The organism is Nonomuraea sp. NPDC052129 (genome assembly GCF_040680095.1).
Taxonomy (GTDB): domain Bacteria; phylum Actinomycetota; class Actinomycetes; order Streptosporangiales; family Streptosporangiaceae; genus Nonomuraea.
In genome coordinates, this window is sequence record NZ_JBFAVX010000036.1 from 1 (window position 1) to 16,801 (window position 16,801).

Here is a 16,801-nt window from a genome sequence, read left to right on the forward strand (position 1 = left end):
ACGGCCAGTTCGCCTACGTCGAAGGTGAACTGGCCGACAGCGCCCGGCTGCCGTTGATGCGGCTGCGCTACAGCGGCTCGGCTCACTACTGGGGAGTGGCGATCCATACCCCCAGCAACGGCAAGTACCAACCCACCCCCTGGTTCATCGGCACCCCACAGGAAGCCCTCGACCTGGCCTGCGACCTCTACGTGACCCCCCTCACGGACTGACCACACCAGATCCGAAAGTCAACCCCCGAGAGACTTCCAGGCAAGGCCACTTAGTGGTCTCGCCCGTAAGTTCTTCGGGGTTCACGTAGCTGCTGGTAGTGCGGCAGGCTGGTGGGCGTAGCCGGTGGGCTGCTGGGAGTGCTCTTTCTGTTCGTGTCGCTCGATCCGGGCCAGCAGGTCCTCGAGGTCGGCCGGGGTGAGCTCCCATTTGAAGGGCCGGGCGGTCTCGTTGTAACGACGCTCGAAGGCGATAAGCCGGTCTTCGACCTGGTCAAGGCTGGTGAAGTCGTTGGGTGAGCAGACCTTGCGCTGCACGATGGAAAAGAAGATCTCCACCTGGTTCAACCACGAGGCGTGCACGGGGGTGTGCACCATCACTGCGTTGGGGAACCGTGCGGCCAGCCGGTCGCAGGCGGCCTTGCCGCGGTGGCTGGAGCCGTTGTCGACCACCCGGAACACACGTTTCGCCGACGCGTAGGGCTCAGTGGTCATGACCTGCTCGACGAGGGTCATGAATGGGACGATCCCGGTCTTGGCCGCGCACTGCCCGAACACACGGGCGCGGTGGACGTCGTAGGCGGCCAGGTAGGCCAACGATCCACCACGGTCGTACTCGTGGCTGACCCGCATCATCCGGGCTCTTCCCGGTGGCAGGGTCGGGTGGCAGCGGCAGCGGGCCTGGATCGAGGTCTTCTCGTCCGAGGAGATCACGTACTCGTCGTCTCCCAGCAGGTGGCCGTCCCAGACCCGTTGGTAGAGGTCCAGCACCCGGGCGGCCTTGATCGCGAAACCCGGGTCGCGGATGAACACCCACGACTGGTGCTGCCAGGGCTTGAGCACGGCAGCGGCCAGGATCCGGCGGACGGTCGATGCCGAGATCGCCGTGATGATGCCCCGGCCGGTCACCTCGGCCGCCAGCTCGCTGCTGCTCCACCGCGACAACGGCACTCCGGTCTCGGCCGGCAGTTGGCAGGCCAGTGCTTTGACCTCGGCCCGCTGGGCGGGGGTGAAACGGGGTGGCCGGCCCGAGCGGGGTCGGTCGGTCAACCCGTCTATCCCCTGGTCGGCATAGCGGCCGCGCCATGTCCGGACGGTGTCGATATGGACCTGCTGCCGGACGGCAATACGCGCGTTGGAGTAGCCGCGGGCGGCGTCCAGCACGATCCGGACGCGGACGACCTGCTGGTAGGGGGCGGTGCGGGAGTAGGCCAGCTTCTTGAGCCGATGCCGCTGGGACGCGGCCAGGACGATCTGGCGGGCACGGGGAAGGGGCACTCGGGGACTCTCGGGAAGATCTTCGGGGGACCGCCCGACCCTGCCCGATCCACCCACCCCACCATGATCGACACGCCGGGGGCGGCAAGATACCTCTCATGCCCGCGATCCCAGACTCGACCAAGACTTCCCTTGCTCAGCGGCTGCGCCAACACGCCCGCGACCACTGGCCCCAGCTGAGTAGCCTGCACGTCCGCTACCACGGCCAGTTCGCCTACATCGAAGGCGAACTGGCCGACGGCGACCGGCTACCCCTCATCCGGCTGCGCTACGGCGGCTCGGCCTCCACCTGGGGATTCGGGCTCTACCTCGCCAGCAGCGGCAAATACGAGAACCAGATCCTGCCCACCGGCATGTCCGCCGGCACACCCCAGGAAGCCCTCGACTGCGCCTGCGGCCTCTACCTCGGACACTGACCCCCGAAGGACTTACGACCGGGACCACTTAGCTTGACTCTGTCGGGGATCTTGGACTGTCGATGTCAGCCGCTGGTGGCTCGCCAGGATTTCAGCCGGGGGATCCCTTGTTGGTCTAGGAAGTCCTGGAAGGCTGTTGGTGGGTCGGGCCGGGGATGCTTCCCCGGTAGCGGCAGCGGCGCATACCGTGGGCGAACTCGTTGACGGTGCTCTCCACTCCGGAGCGCACCGCATAGCGGGCGTGCCATTCGGGCGTCTGCTGCTCGGCGCGGACGCGGATTTGCAGGTCGCGGAGTTCTCGTGGGGGAAAGCCCACGTTCCGGGCCTGTTCTCGGGAAGTGGTGCACTTGGCACGAACCGGGCAGGGCTGGCACTGGCCCTTGGTGAACCGCGCCGCGATCAGCGGGGCCGCGGTGGGCGAGGAGGTCGGGTAGGGGCCGTGCCAGCCCCTGCTGACCTGGCCCTGGGGGCAGGTCACCTGTCGGCGGTCGTAGTCGATGTGGAAGCCATCCCGCCCGAAGCCTTCGTTCCTGCGGTGCTGGTGGGTGGGGTTGCCCGGCAGCGGTCCGGTGACTGTGACCTGGTGTTGTCGGGCGGCCTGTTCCAGGTGGACCAGGGAGGTGTAGCCGCCGTCGACAAGGTGCTCGGCGGGCAGCAGTTCGCGGCGCGCCAGGCGGGTGTGGATCGCGGACAGGGTCTGGGCGTCGTTCGTGGTCGCCGGGGAGGTGGCCACATTTGTGATCACGTTTTGCGCCGTCGCGCGTGCAGGTCTCGGTGAGATGGGCGACGAACCCCGTCCAGCGGGTGATCTGCCTGCGGCGGGCGTAGCGGGCTGAGGTGTCGTAGGGGGAGACGATCGCGCGGGACGAGGGCGGCAGTCCGCCGTCGTCGTCGGTGCGCCAGTGTAGACGGCTCGCTGTGTAGTGGTAGTAGTTCTGCACCATGATCTGCCGCAGGGCCTGGACCTGCGGACCGAACGCACGACCTGCTCCGTGCCGATAGAGATGTTCCAGTAGCCGCAAGGCGTCGTTTCCGGTGGTGGTGATCCTGGTCTTGGGCCGGGTGGGGTTCTTACCTAGGCGAACCGGACGGCCATAACGGCGTCCCCCCTCCTCGTCAACCAGGCCGGCCAGCAGGTGCGGGGCAATACCGGCGAGTTCTTCCAGCGCTGCCCGTACCGCCTCGGTGATCAACTCCAGCCGGGTCAGATCGCGTACCGAAGCCAGCACGTGGGTGGAGTCGGTGCGCTGCGTGGTGCGCTCGCGCACGAGCTCGGCATCTTTGAGACGGGCCAGCGCGAGGTCCAGGAGGCGGTCGGCGCGATCGCCCTGGGCGAGACGGTCACGGAAGTCAGCCAGCACGCTGTGGTGGAAGCCGGGATCGTCCAACTCCAAGGCCAGGGCGTATTTGAAATCGATGCTGCGGCGGACCGCCTCGGCGGCCTGCCGGTCCGACAGATCGAGCAGGAACTGCAGCATACTGACGGTGGCAAGCTGAGCGGGCGAGAGACCGGGGCGCCCATCGCGCGGGTACCAGTCGGCGAAGTTCTCGTCGCACCACGGCCCATCCAGCCGGTCTCTCACCCACATAGCCGTCGTACCGCCCGGATTGCTCGCCCGCGCGACCCGCGCGGTCAAAGCCGGAACCTGCTCACCGGAACGGGGACGAAGGGACACAGACCACCTCGGGGGAAGTAGTGATCGACTTCACGACCCGAAAGTCTGTCGGTGACCAACCCGTCATTCACCGTGACTCGCCGACGCAAAGAATTGGAAAAATTGAAATGAAATATGGACAATCCATTCGCATAAGTATCTTTGCCCAGGCAGCGGCGTGGCGCCGCCCTTTTGAGCATTACTCAATTTATGATGCCAAACATGACTACAGGGCATGAAGACAAGCGTATGGCCGATCGAACCGAATACCGCCTTGCCCTCGTTCTTAATGGGGGAGTTAGTCTTGCCGTCTGGATGGCTGGCGTAACTCACGAGCTAGACCTGCTCTGCAGGGCATCCCGATCTAATTCGGCTACGCCGGCCTCTGAGACAGAGGGTATCGTCTATGGGAAATGGAAGGCACTTGCCAATCGAAAAAATGCGAGTGTGCTAGTCGATGTCGTGGCAGGAACGTCGGCAGGAGGCTTGAACGGCACTCTTCTGGCGACCGCCATCGGGCAAGAAGCGAAGCTCCCAGATCTCCTCGAACTCTGGGAAAAATCTGCCGACCTAGAGAATCTAACGGCTAGATCGGTGGATCCAAGAAACAGTCTACTAGACGGCAAATATTTTGAAGAGGAGATCAAAAAGGCCCTGATGAAAATAGATCCGGTCAAACATCCCCGCGAGGAGCCAAGAGAAGAATCCGTCACACTCTTCATGACCGCAACCGCTCTGGACGGCCGAAGCAGATCTTTCAAGGACGGATTCGAAGGGCACTTCGACGTTCGAGACCACCGTCGCATCTATCGCTTTCAGTACGACAAGAACGCTGTGACCTATAAGGAAACAGATAGCGGTTGGAATTGGGCCAGTGATGACAATCCCCGAAACGATTTTGCACCGGAAAACATCGAAGCACTCATGCAGGCGGCCCGCGCCACCGCAAGCTTTCCTGTTGCTTTCGGGCCCGTCGACGAAGCACCCATGATCGACTATCGTTACTATCCTAAATCAGCTCTACATCACCCGGCAAGCAATGTGATGGATGGCGGCGTCCTCAACAACGCACCATTTGGGCCGGTTCTTGAAGCCATCTCCAAACGCAAACTTGATAGACCTATCAAGCGAGTAGTTGTCTACGTGGTGCCTTCTGTTGGTCGTGTAGGAAAGGAGAATATCACTCACAAAAAGAGCACGGATATATCATGGATAGACGCGCTGTTGAACGCAAGACGCTATCCCCAAGAAGCTGACTTTCGTTCCAGTGCGGAGGAACTCGAGGCATGTCTAAGCAACAGCATCCGAGACATACACCTGGACTTGTTTGATCGGCTGAGCAAGGAGAAAGAGCGAGGTGAGAAGTATCTCGACGCAGCAAAGAATCTACTTGACGAATATCGCCATAACAGGGCGGTAGCCGTACTGCAAGAGGTTCTAAAGAAAATCGCCGACGCGGACACCGAGATACCACTCATCGCGCCGCCCGAACCCAAGTCTGACGAAATAAAAAATATTCTCAAAGAACCGCAAAAATGGCTTCCGCGGGACGGCGACGAAATTCATGTTCCAGACCTAGATCAATGGCGCTGGGGTCTTAGTTCTGCTATTCGGGCTCTTCAGACGCTCAGCACCCACCTACACATGTGTCTCAAAGATGAGGATGTAGAGAAAGACCCAGGGAAGCAGAAAATACTGATCGATGGAGCCGCCATCATATCGGATCAGTACCGCAAGGCTCTAGCCGTACAAGAGGCGGTATTTTCCCAGCTTCGAAACATCCCCAGGCCGGCCTCCCTTACCTGGAAAGACTTGAACAAGCATCTCGACACGGTGCTTGAAGCGCTAAAAGTTCCAGCCGAGTTGGGAAGCCTAATAGAAATAGCAGCGCAACAATATCGTGACACGGCTAACCAAATCAATTCCAGGAAAGCGTGGAGCGGGCCGAAAGAAGTCGTATCTCTCTGCCTTGCGGTAGACGTCCTCACGCGAGCTTTTGCGCCACATTCAGAGATTATCGAATCACTTACGCCTAAGTTCGATTTTCTACGACTCGGCCCGGACCATATGAGCCCTCTATTCTGGCAGGATCGCTTTGCCGATCTAGGGGATCGCAAGTTGCACGGCATTCGCCTAATGCATTTCGGCGCATTCATCGACCCCGAATGGCGCAGATCCGACTTCATATGGGGGCGACTTGACGCTGCACATCATATACTCTCTCTACTCTTCCCTGGCGACGGTCGCCGCCAACAATGGGAAAAGGAACTCCACGAAGCTATCCTTGCAGAGGAAGATGGCCGAGGGACAGGCAGCGTGGGGAATGCGGAAACTCTCCGCTCCCAAATGCTCGAAGATCTAGAGCAGCTAAAAGATGAAACCGACAAGACGCTGCTCGCGAGTGCAAAAATAGACAATGGAAAAGTGTTCGGGCGACTAATAGCCGTGGCCTATTCCATTCTGCGCGACTCTTCAGCACAAAGCAGTAACGACGATCAGGGCGGAACCGCAAGTCGCTACTTTAGAAAGATTGTCACTAGCGTGGTGGCGCTAGCAGAAAGGGACGATGCCAATCTACCCGACGCCGCGAAAACGCGCCCGTACCGCGTTCTCCGTTGGATAACAGCTTCAGCGCGGAAAAAGGGATATAAGGCGGCTGAGGAAGGCCTCAAGAGAGTGCCAAAAGAGGTGGGCAAGGAAGCCCTTTATAAGATTATGCGTATTGTAACGACTATTTTCGCGACGGGGGCCTCCATAGGCGTGATTGGCGGTGTGAGTCTTGCTCGCCTACTTAGGCGATCAGATAAACGTCCGCGAAATCGGCGCCAATCGCGCCAGACGCGCTCGAATGCCTGAAGACGACGGTAGAACGCGCTATGCGTCTCCGCGCTCAGGAGGTTGCGTCGACCATGGCATAAAGCTGTCGCAGGGTGCGGCGTCGGTTACGGGAAGCTTTTCGACAGATTCGACCTTGAATCTTCTGGGGAATTAGGGTTCTGGCAATCCAGCTTTCACCGTGTCACGCGGGTCCCTCGACGTTCCGTCCCTGCTGCCTGGACCCGGCCGCCGATTTCCTGGCATGCTTTGGTCCCCTCACCGTTTCCGGATCGGGTAAGCCCTCAGACCCAAGAACCTCCCTCCGAATTGCTCCCGACTGGTCGGGGATACGATAAGGCGCCGCATGGCGCACTGCCGCCTGTTGGCTACTTGCGTTGCTTCCGGTGCGCCGGTTCTGACCCCTCGGCGTAAGCCTCGGCCCTGCCACGGCAGACGACGCGGACGCCGGGGTGCTCACGTATCCAGATGGCGAGGGCTATTTCGTGCGGGTAGCCCTTCACAGTGAGGCCTTTTCGTGTGCCCACAGAGCAGTGGGTGAAGCCGCGACGTAGCGGTGGATCTTGTTGTTTGTAAGCTCGTTGTCGCTTGCCGGTGGAAGGCCGGTCCGGGTAGCTGCCAGGAGGCCCGGTAGCAGGCTGGCGGCTTCGTCTGGAAACGACTTTGTTGGCCGATTCGGTTCACGCGGCTAGGCCGAGTTCAGCGCCGAGTCGTTCCAGGTGAGTGGCGCGGGTGCCGCGGATCGGAGTGTCGGTCCACCAGGCGTCCAGGCGGGTGAGGTTGATCGCGGTGGCGGTCAGCAGATGCGCGAGTCGGGTTTTGGACAGTCCTCGATAGCGGGTGCGGCGGATTCCGCCTGTCCGGACGGCTTGGGAGATTGTGCCTTCGACCCCGGCCCGGATGGCGTAGCGCTTCTTCCACGCCTGGGTCTCCTGCTCGCGGCGGCGCTGGTCGAGGATCTGCTGCTGGGCGGCGGGTAGCAAGGTCAGGCTGCGCCCGTAGCGGTGACCGTCGGCCTTGGTGCAGGAGGCGCGCAGTGGGCAGGGGCCGCAGTCAGTGATGGCGAAATGTACCGGGTGATCGGTGTCCCGTTGGGTTTGCGCTGGTCGGACCAGGAGACACTGGTCGCGCCACCGGGGCAGGTCGCCGTGCGTGTCTGCCAGTCGATGGTGAACGCCTCCTGGCCCAGCCCCTGCTTGGCCATGGCATGGGTATCCAGCCCGACCGGCCCCAGCAGGTCGATCGCCTTATCCTGGCGCGCGGTCAAGATCAGCGTGGCGGTGACGTAGCCCGCGTCCACCACGTGGGTGCCGGGCCCCAGCCCCCGCCCGGCCAGATCGAAGTGGATCTGCTCGGTGACCTCGCTGTCGACCACAGTGGCATCCGTCGTATGCACATTGGTGATCAGATGCAGCTGATCGGGCTCGCAGGTCTCGCTCAGGTGCACCTTGTAACCGCACCAGCCCGCACCACGCTTGAGACCGTAATGAGCATCGCGGTCATAGGGCGAAGACAGCCGTACTCTGGCCGGCGGGAGATCGTTGCCCTCCCGCCAGCGCACCCCCTTGTCGTCGCGGTGATACTGCTGGATCCAGGCAACGCGCAAGGTCTGGACCGCGGGGATGGCCCGCAGCCAGCGCGGGGCATCACCCGCGTGGACGGCCTCCAGCAGGGCAAACCCATCCTGTCCCACCGTGGTGGCCCACCGGGTGCGCGCATCCTCTCCTTTGGGGAAGCGGTAGGAGTCCACTCGACGCCCATAGCGTTCGATCCACTCGGGGGCAATCGTCTCCGCCAACCAGCCGGGTGCAGCAGCGGCCAGCGCCTCCAGCGCAGCCCGCAACGTCTCCCCGACGAACTCCATCCGGTTCAACGTCCGTACCGCCGCCAGAACGTGCGTGGAATCGGTCCGCTGCCGTCCACCGGCACGCAGCAGCCCCAGCTTCGAGCAGCGATCCAGCAGCAGGTCGAAGACCCTGGCCTCGATCCCGTGCTCGATCAACCGGTCCCGAAACTCGCTGAGCACCGAGAAGTCGAATCCCGGATCGGTCAGCTCCAGGGCCAGGGCGTATTTCCAGTCGATCCGCCCGCGCACCGCATCGGCGGCCTGCCGGTCGGTCAGCCCCTCGGCGAACTGCAGCACCGTAACCAGCGCCAGCTCACCAGGTGCCCGCCCTGGCCCGCCCCGACGCGGGAAGGCATCGGCGAACTGCTCGTCGCTGAACAGCACACCCAGTTCATCTCGTAACCGGATGGCCAGACATCCCCTGGGGAACGCCGCTCGTGCCACCGCGACCGTCGCCTCGGGGATCTGAACAGCGGATCTAGGTCGCAGAGACACGACGAAACCTCCCTCGTCCTCTCCGCGGCCCGAGTCCCCTCAGCGTCTCCCGCGACCCGGCAATCATCAACCGAATCGGCCAACAAAGTCGGAAACGGGCGGGGTTGAAGCACAGCGTCAAAAGCCCTGGTGCGGTAGGCGGAGTCCCGCGATGAGGAATTCGACCAGCCGCCGCGCGTCGTAGCGGGGATCGTTCTCCGCGCCGATGCAGAGGTTCCCGACGCCGCGCATGAGCTCCAGGGCGTCGACGTCGGCGCGGATCTCGCCGGCGGCGGCCGCGGCTTGGAGCAGCTGGCCGCACACGGGTACGAGCCGGTCGAGGAAGTAGGCGTGCAGCGCGTCGAAGCCGGCGTCGTCGGAGCGGAGTACGGCGGCGAGTCCGTGCTTGGTGACCAGGAAGTCGACGAACAGGTTGATCCATCGCCCCAGCGCGGTGTAAGGGCTCGCGACGGCCGCCAGCAGGGCTGGACCGGCCTCGGCGCAGGCCTCGACCTGGTGCCGGTAGACGGCGATGATGAGATCCGCTCGGGTCGGGAAGTGGCGGTAGATCGTGGCCACCCCGACTCCCGCCCTGGCCGCGATGTCGCGCACCGGCGCCTCGACGCCCGAGGTCACGAAGACGGCCGCGGCGGCGTCGAGCAGCGTCCTCTCGTTGCGCCGGGCATCTGCCCGCTTGCGGGGGCCCGCGCCTCCGTCGCCGTCGTTCACCGTTACCGTTCCCTCCACTGCTGGGTTGCGAACCGGAACCGTGTTCCTTATAGTAGTCGGAACGGGATTCCGTTTACTCATGATGCCAGAGCGCCGACCGACGGCCAACCCACGCATCGCCATCGCATCACACTCATGCCTGGGATTGCAGGGGGATGCGAGTAAGTCGATGCAATGGGCGTCGGCTGCGCATATCGGAAACCCGTTCCGTTTAATCTCTGGTAGCGCCCAGTGTCGAAAGGACCAAAGCCCTCAATGCCGCATACCACCCGGCTCCGCTTCGGGATCATGACCGCCCCGTCGCAGGTCGACTACCACGACGTCCTGCGGGTCTGGCGCGAGGCGGACACGATCCCCGAGATCGAACACGCGTGGCTGTTCGATCATCTCCTGCCCATCTTCGGCGACCCGAACGGCACGATCTACGAGGGCTGGACGCTGCTCTCGGCCCTCGCCGCACAGACCCGACGGCTGCGGCTCGGCGTGCTCGTGACCAGCAACCGCATCCGGCCGCCCGCGATGCTGGCCAAGATCGCCACGACCGTCGACATCGTCTCCGGCGGTCGGCTCGACTTCGGCATCGGCGTCGGCTCACGACCCAGCGTGCCCTGGGCCCGGCGCGAGTACGAAGCACACGGCCTGCCCTTCCACGACACCGCCCACGCCGTGGGCAGCCTCGCCGAAGCGTGCACGGTGATCAGGCGATTGTGGACCGAGACCGAACCGTTCGACTTCCACGGCACGTACGTCCAGGTCACCAACGCGTTCGGCAACCCCAAGCCGGTCCAGCGCCCCCACCCGCCGATCCTCATCGGCGGACGCTCGTCCGCGACGCTGCGCGTGGTCGCCGAGCACGCCGACCTGTGGAACATCCCCGGCGGCGACATCGACGACGTCGTCAGCCGCAGCGCGCTGCTGGACCGCTACTGCGCCGAGATCGGTCGCGACCCCGCCTCGATCACCCGTTCGATCCACCTGCCCGTCTCCTACGACCAGCCCGGCACCACCCGGGACGCGATCGGCGAAGCGATCGACGCCGGTTTCCGGCACATCGTCCTCGGGTTGTCGGCGCCCTATCCCGCCGACGTCGCACGGTGGCTCGCCGACCAGTTCATGACCAAAGACCAATGAAGGAGCATCCAAATCATGATTGAAACAGACATGGCGGTCCCGGCCGCGGGCGATGGTGACGTGGCCGTCAGCGTGCCCACTCCGGTCGTCTCGGTGAAGCCGGTGGTGCTGTCGGCCCCGGGCCGTGGTGAGGACCTGCGGGTGCGCGTGTCCGCGCCCACGGCCGGGCGCGAACTGCCGGTCATCGTCTTCTCGCACGGCTTCGGCTGGTCGTCGGACGGCTATGCCCCGCTGGCCGACTTCTGGGCCGCTCACGGCTTCGTGGTGATTCAACCCACCCATCTCGACTCGCGGACGCTGAGCCTGCCGCCAGAAGATCCCCGTACCCCGCTGATCTGGCGTTACCGGGTCGAGGACATGAAGCGCGTCCTCGACCAGCTCGATCTCCTCGAAGCCGCCGTACCCGGTCTCGGCGGGCGGCTCGACCGCGGCCGCATCGCCGCGGCCGGGCACTCCTGGGGCGGCCAGACGGCGAGCATGCTGCTGGGCGCGCGAGTCCTCGATCCCGAGGGCGAACCGGGAGAGGACATGTCCGACTCCCGGATCAAGGCGGGGGTGCTGCTCGCCACGCCCGGCCGGGGCGGAGCCGAGCTGAGTCCGTTCGCGGCCGAGCACTTCCCCTTCATGAATCCGAGCTTCGCGGACATGACCACGCCGGCCCTCGTGGTCGCGGGGGACCGAGACCAGTCCCACCTGACCGCCCGAGGGCCGGAGTGGTTCACCGACCCCTACTTCTTGAGTCCGGGCGGCAAGAGCCTGCTCACTCTGTTCGGGGCGGAGCACTCGCTCGGCGGAGTCTCCGGGTACGACGTCGCGGAGACGACGGACGAACACCCCGGACGTGTCGCCCTGATCCAGCGGCTCACCTGGGCCTACCTTCGCCACGTCTTCAACCCCGAAGACCCGAACTGGCTCGCGGCGCGCACCGCGCTGGCGGACGAGCCCGAGCCGCTGGGACGGGTCGAGAGCGACTGAGGCGGCCCAGGGAGCGTGCCAGCCCTACCGGTAGACCAGGTGCGCCCGGTGGCCGCCAGTTGCCGCCTGCACCTGCGCGGAAAGGATGGTGTAGCCCTCCTGGACGAGGATCTGGTATTTCTGCGCCAGGATCTGAGTGGCGATCAGCTGTGTCGTTACTTGCGAATTCCAGGTGCAGGAGGGGTTGCAGATCTGAGGCCGGGCCGAAATCGCGGCCGTGGAAGATGCCGCGATGGCTGCTGAGGGGACAAGCCCGGCGAGACTGCCGAGAATCAACGCCAGCCCGATAACGGTACGTCTGCTGCGCACGGCACATCCTTTCGCGCGAAGGGGATCACTCCTATGGCGTCTGCGGGATTGGCTCGACTCTATGTACGAACAGAACCCTGTCCCAGGGCACCAGCGGGGCATTCACCGGGCATTCCAGCCAGGTCGTCACCGAGTGTCGTCCGGTTCCGGCCGCTCATCGGCCTCCGTAGCCCAGATCACGGGAGTCGGGCGACGGTCGTGATGGTCCACCTTCGATCTCTCGATGGCCGTGACACTCCACGGCGGGTAAGTCCGGCCGCCCGCGCACGTCCTCTCCTGCGAGCTCCGTGGGCAATGGTCGAGACTCAGGCTCCCGAGCCGGGAAAGGCTCGAAGGGTAGAAGGGATCTCACTCGGCGGTCTTCCTGCTCGCCCCGGCCCAGCACAGGAGGCAGGTCGTCATGGAGCCTGCCGTCACATGGCGCGCTCGGCGTCGAGGGCGGGGCGGTCGGCCTTCGCGGCCTGCTGGGACCAGGCATCGATGGCGGCGGCCCCGCGTTCTCGCGGCCATCCTGCTCCGCCGGCGTGGTGAGAGCGGGTCGGCGAGAGGCGGCGGGCCGCGCATACGCCGAGCGCCGAGGGGCGGTGGAGGGCGCATCAGTGTCGCGGGCGGATTCCTCGGCGGGTCGTTGGCCCGGGCGATTGTGGTGGGACCCCGGCCGGCCGCTGTGGGCGTCTCGTTCGCCGGGCCTCGCTGTGGCATCTCGGTCGGTGGGGACCCGTTCCGCGCTGGACGGGTTCCGCCCGTTGCGATCAGCGTCACCGGGCCGCCCCGTTGAGAAATCCTCGCTGGTACGGGCTCGCGGTCCGTGCTGTTCTCGCGCCCGTTTCCTGGATGATCCTTCCCTCGTACGGGGCGTGTCGGGACGGCGATGGCGCTCTTCCGCCGTTCGACGGGCTCTGCCCTGGCGCTCCGCATAGCGCAATATCTGTTCGGTGAGCAATTGGCAGAGGTACGCGATTCTTATGGCGCGGGTGTCGAAACGTCTACGAAGGCGGACCCTGTTGCGGAACCCCATCGACACGCCGACCCGCCGGTAGAGCGAGCGCAGGCCGGTGATCAAGGATTTCTCGACGAGGCGATCGAATTCCTTTTCCAGGTGCGCCATGAGCGTGGCGACGGCCTGCTTCACGATGTCGTTGGCGATCATGGAGGCGGCGGCCCTGTCCGACGGGTTCGCCAGCAGGCGGCGCATTCCCGCCAGCCGTTTGCTCCGCAGGTGCAGGCTGTCGATGCGGATCGCGAAACCGTCGACGAGCATGGTTATTTTATTGCGCTGAAAACACCGGTTGCCGATCTGCACGCCGCAGGACCGCTGAACAATGATCAGGCGCGCGTCGTCCGGGTGCGTCCTCGTGAATGATTCGGTGGACGACCCGGGAAAAGATGGGAGGCCCGGAAGCCGGAGGTCGGTGGAAAATCCGTCTTCTGCTCCCTGCGAGATCAGGGCGAGCAGCGCCGATATGGCTCTCTCGTCGAGGAGGACAGAGATTTTGGAGAGGACGATGTCGTAGGTGGTGGTCTGTGAATTGTGCTTGCCGATTTGGATGCCGACGCAGTCTCTGATCCAGATGATGTCCTGTTCCGCGGCCGGTTGATGGTTTTCCGTGCCCTTGGCGGGCTCCCACCCGTACAACGTTCGCGTGGATTGCCAGGCCTGCCATCGGTTGTCCGAATGGGCAGGCGGTGGCCGCTGCTCTTTCGGCTGGCGATTCGACGGCTGTTCGGCAGCGGACAGCCGTCGTGGCGGCCGCGCTCGCTTCCGCCGTCGGAAGACCACGCGAGCGGACGCGCGGCTCGACCCGCCCTCGCGCTGTGGCTCACCCTCCTGGGGACTGTGCTCTTCTTCTGGATCCTCCGGCACGGGGGCGGCTTGGGGGGGCGGCGGCTCACCACGCTGATGACGGAGATAGCACTCGGCCGCCAAGTCTTCTGGGTGACCCCACTCAATGGTTGCGGTCAATGCCCTCTCCAGGACCCGGAGGGACGGTGGACGCACCGAGGGTGCAGTTGACGTATTGCACGCCTCCGTTGGCGTTGACCTGCAGGACAGAGTGCTCGGCGTCGACCTGAATCCCGCTCAACGGATCCCGTTCGTCGGCGGACACGGCCGGCGCTTCGGTGCGCGATGTCTTCCTCCGCATGCTTTCCACCATTCTCTGAGTCCTGTCGGAGAGCAGAGAGAGCCCACCGGCCGCGAAACCGGCCGCCAATGCGGCCAAGATCATCGACACGAATCCGTCCACGTACCGCCTCCGCTCACGCTGATGCCTCGATGCTGCCGCACCGTTGCCGGGCGGGAGCTCACCGTGCGGCCAGATTCGAGTTGCCGGAGGCTCGCGGGTGGGCGCTACGCCTCGACGCGGTAGCCGCTGGCCTGGGTTTCGAACAGCCGGGCGTAGCCGCTGTCCGCGGCCATGAGGTCGTCGTGGGTGCCCCGCTCGACGATGCGCCCGTCGTCGAGCACCACGATGAGGTCGGCGTCCCGCACGGCGCCGAGCCGGTGTGAGACGAGCAGGCTGGTACGGCCCGCCCGGTGCTCGCGCAGTCGCCGGTGCACCTCGTATTCGGCCTCCGCGTCGAGCCCCGAGCTGGGTTCGTCGAGGATGAGCAGATCGCGCTGTTCGCGGACGAGTGCGCGGGCCAGGGCCAGCCGTTGCCATTGGCCTCCGGACAGCACCACTCCGGCCTCGTCCTCCGGGCCGAAGAAGATCCGGCTCAGCATCGTGTCGTACCCGTGCGGCAGGGCCCGTACGGTCTGGTCGGCTCCGGACATCTCGGCGGCGGCCTGGATCCTGCTCCGGTCGGACATCGCCTCGATCTCGCCGACGCCGATGTTCTCCGCCGCGGTGAGGTCGTAGCTCATGTAGTCCTGGAAGAGCACGCCCATCCGGGCGCGGAGGTCGGCCGGCGGTACGTCGCGAATGTCCACGCCATCCCAGAAGATCGCCCCCCGGGAGGGATCGTAGAAGCGGCACAGCAGTTTGATCAGCGTGCTCTTGCCGGCTCCGTTGAGTCCGATCAACGCGACCGACGCGCCGTGGGGGATGGTCAGGTCGACGCCGCGCAGCACCCAGGGGTGGCCTTCGGCGTACCGGAACCACACGTCGCGCAGTTCGATGCCGCGCCGCAGGGCGGGCAGCGCGGCCGGGCGGTGCGGTGGTGGGAGGTCGTCGGAGAGTGACATCACCCGCTCGTGGTGGTCGAACAGGAGCAGTGAGTGGCCGGCGTTGGCCGCGTTCTCCACGGTCGCGATGAGGGCGGCCTGGGTGCCGGCCACCGCGCCGGCGAAGGCCGTGACGTCGCCCAGGGTCAGCCGCCCGGACAGGGCCGAGTACACCGCCCAGACCAAGCCGATGCCGCTGACCAGGGCGGACAGGGTCGCCAGTGACGACTGCGTGAGCGCTTCGCGCCGGTCGAGGCGCCGCTCGGCCGTCTGCATCGTGGTGAGTTCGCCGATGACCCGGCGCTTGAGGAAGTCGCCGAGCCCGAAGAGCCGTACCTCCTTGGCGGCCTCCACGTCGGTGAGCAAGGAGGAGTAGAAGATCTGCCGCCGGGCCGCCGCCGACTGCCCGGCGAGCATCCTGGTCCGCCGCTTCTCCAGGGACATCCTGGCGGCGAGGGTGGGCAGCGCCGCGACCGCCACCAGCCCGGCCATCAGCGGGCTCAGCACGGTCAGAGCGCCGAGGAGCCCGGCCAGGGCGATGAGGTTGCGGCAGAGGTCGAACAGGCCCGAGGTGATCGGCCCCATCGCGCCGCCCGTGGCCTGCGTGGCCATCCGCAACTCGTCGAGGAAGGCCGGGTCCTCGAAGCGTGACAGCCCTTGGAACTCGTTCACCCTCGTGTACAGGCGGTCCTGCAGCAACAGGTCGAGCCGGCGGTCCGACTCGCCCCGCAGGTATCCCGTGACGTGCGGCAGCACTCCGGAGGCCAGCCCCAGTGCGACGAGCCCGGCGACCGGGCCCAGTGCCCGTTCCGCGAGGCCCGTCGCCAGCCCGTCGATGAGCAGCTTCGTCGCCCACAAGGCGCCCGTGGGCAGCAGCCCGGCCACGACGGTGACCACCAGCTGGGACACCGCCAGCACAGGTCCCGCCCGCCAGCACAGCAACCCCAGGGTGGCGGCCCGCCGCAGCCGGTCCGGCATCATCCGGCGGTGGCCATGGCGGCGAGCTCCGTGTCCGCGGCCAGCACTCTGCCCTCCTGGTCGGCCCGGAGGAAGGTGGGGAATGCCTCCACGCCGAGGGCGTGCGCCAGACTGCCGGCCTCATCGCCCGTGATCACGCTCGACACGCCGCCGACCACGGTGACGAGATCGGCCACCTTCGCGCCATCACCGGTGATGACCGCCAGGGCGGGCTGCTTGCCCGCCTCCTCGGCGAACTGCGGCGCGCGCTCGTGACACGTGCTACAGCCGACGTCGAAGAAGCCGACCAGCCGAGCGCCCGCCGCCGCCTCGGGCAGCGTGCGACCGATCAGGACGCCGGGATCGTACGGCATGAGCATCGCGTGTCCGGCCAGGCGCTCCAGCTCAGCGGTGTGCTCGCGGAGCCGGCGGAGCACTCCCAGGTTGAGCACCAGGTTGAACAGGCACAGGAGGGCGAGGAACACGACAGCGGCAACCAGGAAAGCCATCAGGAAACAACCTCACTTCGAGCGAGCCGGGGTCTGGCGGCGGGTGGCCGCCGCCGCCAGACCTGCGTGTCCTACTTAGCCGCCGCAGACTCTGAACGCGTAGCAGGCGCCGCATCGGGTCGTGCCGCCGGCGGTGGTGCAGATCTTGCGGAAGTCGGAGCGCTCCCGGCAGTAGCAGTGGACGTACCACTCGGCGGCCGCCTTCGCGGACGCCTTGGGCACCAGCTTGCCGAGAATCCGGTCGCCGAGCCGGCCAAGAACAGCAGTCATGGACTCGTTCCTTTCGTAGCGATGCGGTTAGCCGAAACCTAT

At 65.4% G+C, this 16,801-nt stretch carries 14 protein-coding genes and 3 pseudogenes; 6 read left to right on the forward strand and 11 right to left on the reverse strand.

Annotated features, from left to right (window positions below):
- Positions 1–212, forward strand: a pseudogene (locus tag AB0L53_RS47655) (hypothetical protein); the annotation flags it as partial.
- An 81-nt stretch (positions 213–293) separates the two neighbouring features.
- On the opposite strand, the gene AB0L53_RS47660 reads toward AB0L53_RS47655, so the two are convergent.
- The gene (locus tag AB0L53_RS47660) at positions 294–1,487 is read right to left on the reverse strand and encodes an IS630 family transposase (RefSeq protein WP_364009914.1); all 1,194 of its coding nucleotides are present in this window, start codon (positions 1,485–1,487) and stop codon (positions 294–296) included.
- A 98-nt stretch (positions 1,488–1,585) separates the two neighbouring features.
- On the opposite strand from AB0L53_RS47660, the gene AB0L53_RS47665 reads away from it, so the two are divergent.
- Positions 1,586–1,903, forward strand: a complete 318-nt coding sequence (locus AB0L53_RS47665) for a hypothetical protein (protein ID WP_364009917.1) — start codon at positions 1,586–1,588, stop codon at positions 1,901–1,903.
- Between the two features lie 115 nt (positions 1,904–2,018).
- Here AB0L53_RS47665 and AB0L53_RS47670 read toward each other — a convergent pair whose 3' ends face one another.
- From AB0L53_RS47670 to AB0L53_RS47680, 3 genes and pseudogenes are all read right to left on the reverse strand, one after another.
- Complete coding sequence (locus AB0L53_RS47670; protein ID WP_364009920.1) at positions 2,019–2,648, reverse strand: transposase; 630 nt, start codon at positions 2,646–2,648, stop codon at positions 2,019–2,021.
- A gap of 619 nt (positions 2,649–3,267) precedes the next feature.
- Positions 3,268–3,492, reverse strand: a pseudogene (locus AB0L53_RS47675) (transposase); the annotation flags it as partial.
- A 150-nt stretch (positions 3,493–3,642) separates the two neighbouring features.
- Positions 3,643–3,891, reverse strand: coding sequence for a hypothetical protein (locus tag AB0L53_RS47680; protein ID WP_364010256.1), 249 nt, complete (start codon positions 3,889–3,891; stop codon positions 3,643–3,645).
- Here AB0L53_RS47680 and AB0L53_RS47685 point away from each other — a divergent pair.
- Positions 3,874–6,414 carry a DUF3376 domain-containing protein gene (locus tag AB0L53_RS47685; RefSeq protein WP_364010234.1) on the forward strand — a complete coding sequence of 847 codons (2,541 nt, stop codon included), beginning with the start codon at positions 3,874–3,876 and terminating at the stop codon, positions 6,412–6,414. The two genes, AB0L53_RS47680 and AB0L53_RS47685, sit on opposite strands and share 18 nt — an antisense overlap.
- Positions 6,415–7,073: 659 nt before the next feature.
- Here the strand turns inward: AB0L53_RS47685 and AB0L53_RS47690 are convergent.
- Positions 7,074–8,734 (reverse strand): annotated as a pseudogene (locus tag AB0L53_RS47690) (IS1182 family transposase).
- 117 nt (positions 8,735–8,851) lie between these two features.
- Positions 8,852–9,442 carry a helix-turn-helix domain-containing protein gene (locus AB0L53_RS47695; protein WP_364009923.1) on the reverse strand — a complete coding sequence of 197 codons (591 nt, stop codon included), beginning with the start codon at positions 9,440–9,442 and terminating at the stop codon, positions 8,852–8,854.
- Positions 9,443–9,697: 255 nt separating this feature from the next.
- Here AB0L53_RS47695 and AB0L53_RS47700 point away from each other — a divergent pair, with 255 nt between their 5' ends.
- Together AB0L53_RS47700 and AB0L53_RS47705 are read left to right on the forward strand one after the other, a co-directional pair.
- On the forward strand, positions 9,698–10,573 hold the full coding sequence (locus AB0L53_RS47700) for an LLM class flavin-dependent oxidoreductase (RefSeq protein WP_364009926.1): 876 nt from the start codon (positions 9,698–9,700) through the stop codon (positions 10,571–10,573).
- Between the two features lie 30 nt (positions 10,574–10,603).
- Positions 10,604–11,548 (forward strand): chlorophyllase, encoded by a 945-nt coding sequence (locus AB0L53_RS47705; RefSeq protein WP_364010237.1) that lies wholly within the window; start codon positions 10,604–10,606, stop codon positions 11,546–11,548.
- A 24-nt stretch (positions 11,549–11,572) separates the two neighbouring features.
- On the opposite strand, the gene AB0L53_RS47710 is transcribed toward AB0L53_RS47705, so the two are convergent.
- Entirely contained in the window at positions 11,573–11,857 is a 285-nt protein-coding gene (locus AB0L53_RS47710) for a hypothetical protein (RefSeq protein ID WP_364009929.1), read from the reverse strand.
- A gap of 871 nt (positions 11,858–12,728) precedes the next feature.
- Between AB0L53_RS47710 and AB0L53_RS47715 the strand changes: the two genes are divergently transcribed.
- Positions 12,729–13,220 (forward strand): hypothetical protein, encoded by a 492-nt coding sequence (locus tag AB0L53_RS47715; protein ID WP_364009932.1) that lies wholly within the window; start codon positions 12,729–12,731, stop codon positions 13,218–13,220.
- A gap of 583 nt (positions 13,221–13,803) precedes the next feature.
- Here the strand turns inward: AB0L53_RS47715 and AB0L53_RS47720 are convergent.
- From AB0L53_RS47720 to AB0L53_RS47735, 4 genes are all read right to left on the reverse strand, one after another.
- Entirely contained in the window at positions 13,804–14,103 is a 300-nt protein-coding gene (locus tag AB0L53_RS47720; RefSeq protein ID WP_364009935.1) for a hypothetical protein, read from the reverse strand.
- Positions 14,104–14,207: 104 nt separating this feature from the next.
- Positions 14,208–16,004, reverse strand: a complete 1,797-nt coding sequence (locus tag AB0L53_RS47725) for an ABC transporter ATP-binding protein (protein WP_364009938.1) — start codon at positions 16,002–16,004, stop codon at positions 14,208–14,210.
- A complete protein-coding gene (locus AB0L53_RS47730; RefSeq protein WP_364009940.1) occupies positions 16,001–16,489 on the reverse strand; it encodes a hypothetical protein in 489 nt (162 codons plus the stop codon). Before AB0L53_RS47730 ends, AB0L53_RS47725 begins: the two co-directional genes overlap by 4 nt.
- 75 nt (positions 16,490–16,564) lie before the next feature.
- Positions 16,565–16,759, reverse strand: a complete 195-nt coding sequence (locus tag AB0L53_RS47735; RefSeq protein ID WP_357960560.1) for a hypothetical protein — start codon at positions 16,757–16,759, stop codon at positions 16,565–16,567.
- Between the last annotated feature and the right edge of the window lie 42 nt (positions 16,760–16,801).

Bases quoted from the DNA above. Each gene is read 5' to 3' on its own strand.
- AB0L53_RS47705 (WP_364010237.1), top strand. From the start codon at position 10,604: ATGGCGGTCCCGGCCGCGGGCGATGGTGACGTGGCCGTCAGCGTGCCC.
- AB0L53_RS47715 (WP_364009932.1), top strand. From the start codon at position 12,729: ATGGCGCTCTTCCGCCGTTCGACGGGCTCTGCCCTGGCGCTCCGCATA.
- AB0L53_RS47725 (WP_364009938.1), bottom strand. From the start codon at position 16,004: ATGATGCCGGACCGGCTGCGGCGGGCCGCCACCCTGGGGTTGCTGTGC.
- AB0L53_RS47730 (WP_364009940.1), bottom strand. From the start codon at position 16,489: ATGGCTTTCCTGGTTGCCGCTGTCGTGTTCCTCGCCCTCCTGTGCCTG.
- AB0L53_RS47685 (WP_364010234.1), top strand. From the start codon at position 3,874: ATGGCTGGCGTAACTCACGAGCTAGACCTGCTCTGCAGGGCATCCCGA.
- AB0L53_RS47665 (WP_364009917.1), top strand. From the start codon at position 1,586: ATGCCCGCGATCCCAGACTCGACCAAGACTTCCCTTGCTCAGCGGCTG.
- AB0L53_RS47735 (WP_357960560.1), bottom strand. From the start codon at position 16,759: ATGACTGCTGTTCTTGGCCGGCTCGGCGACCGGATTCTCGGCAAGCTG.
- AB0L53_RS47700 (WP_364009926.1), top strand. From the start codon at position 9,698: ATGCCGCATACCACCCGGCTCCGCTTCGGGATCATGACCGCCCCGTCG.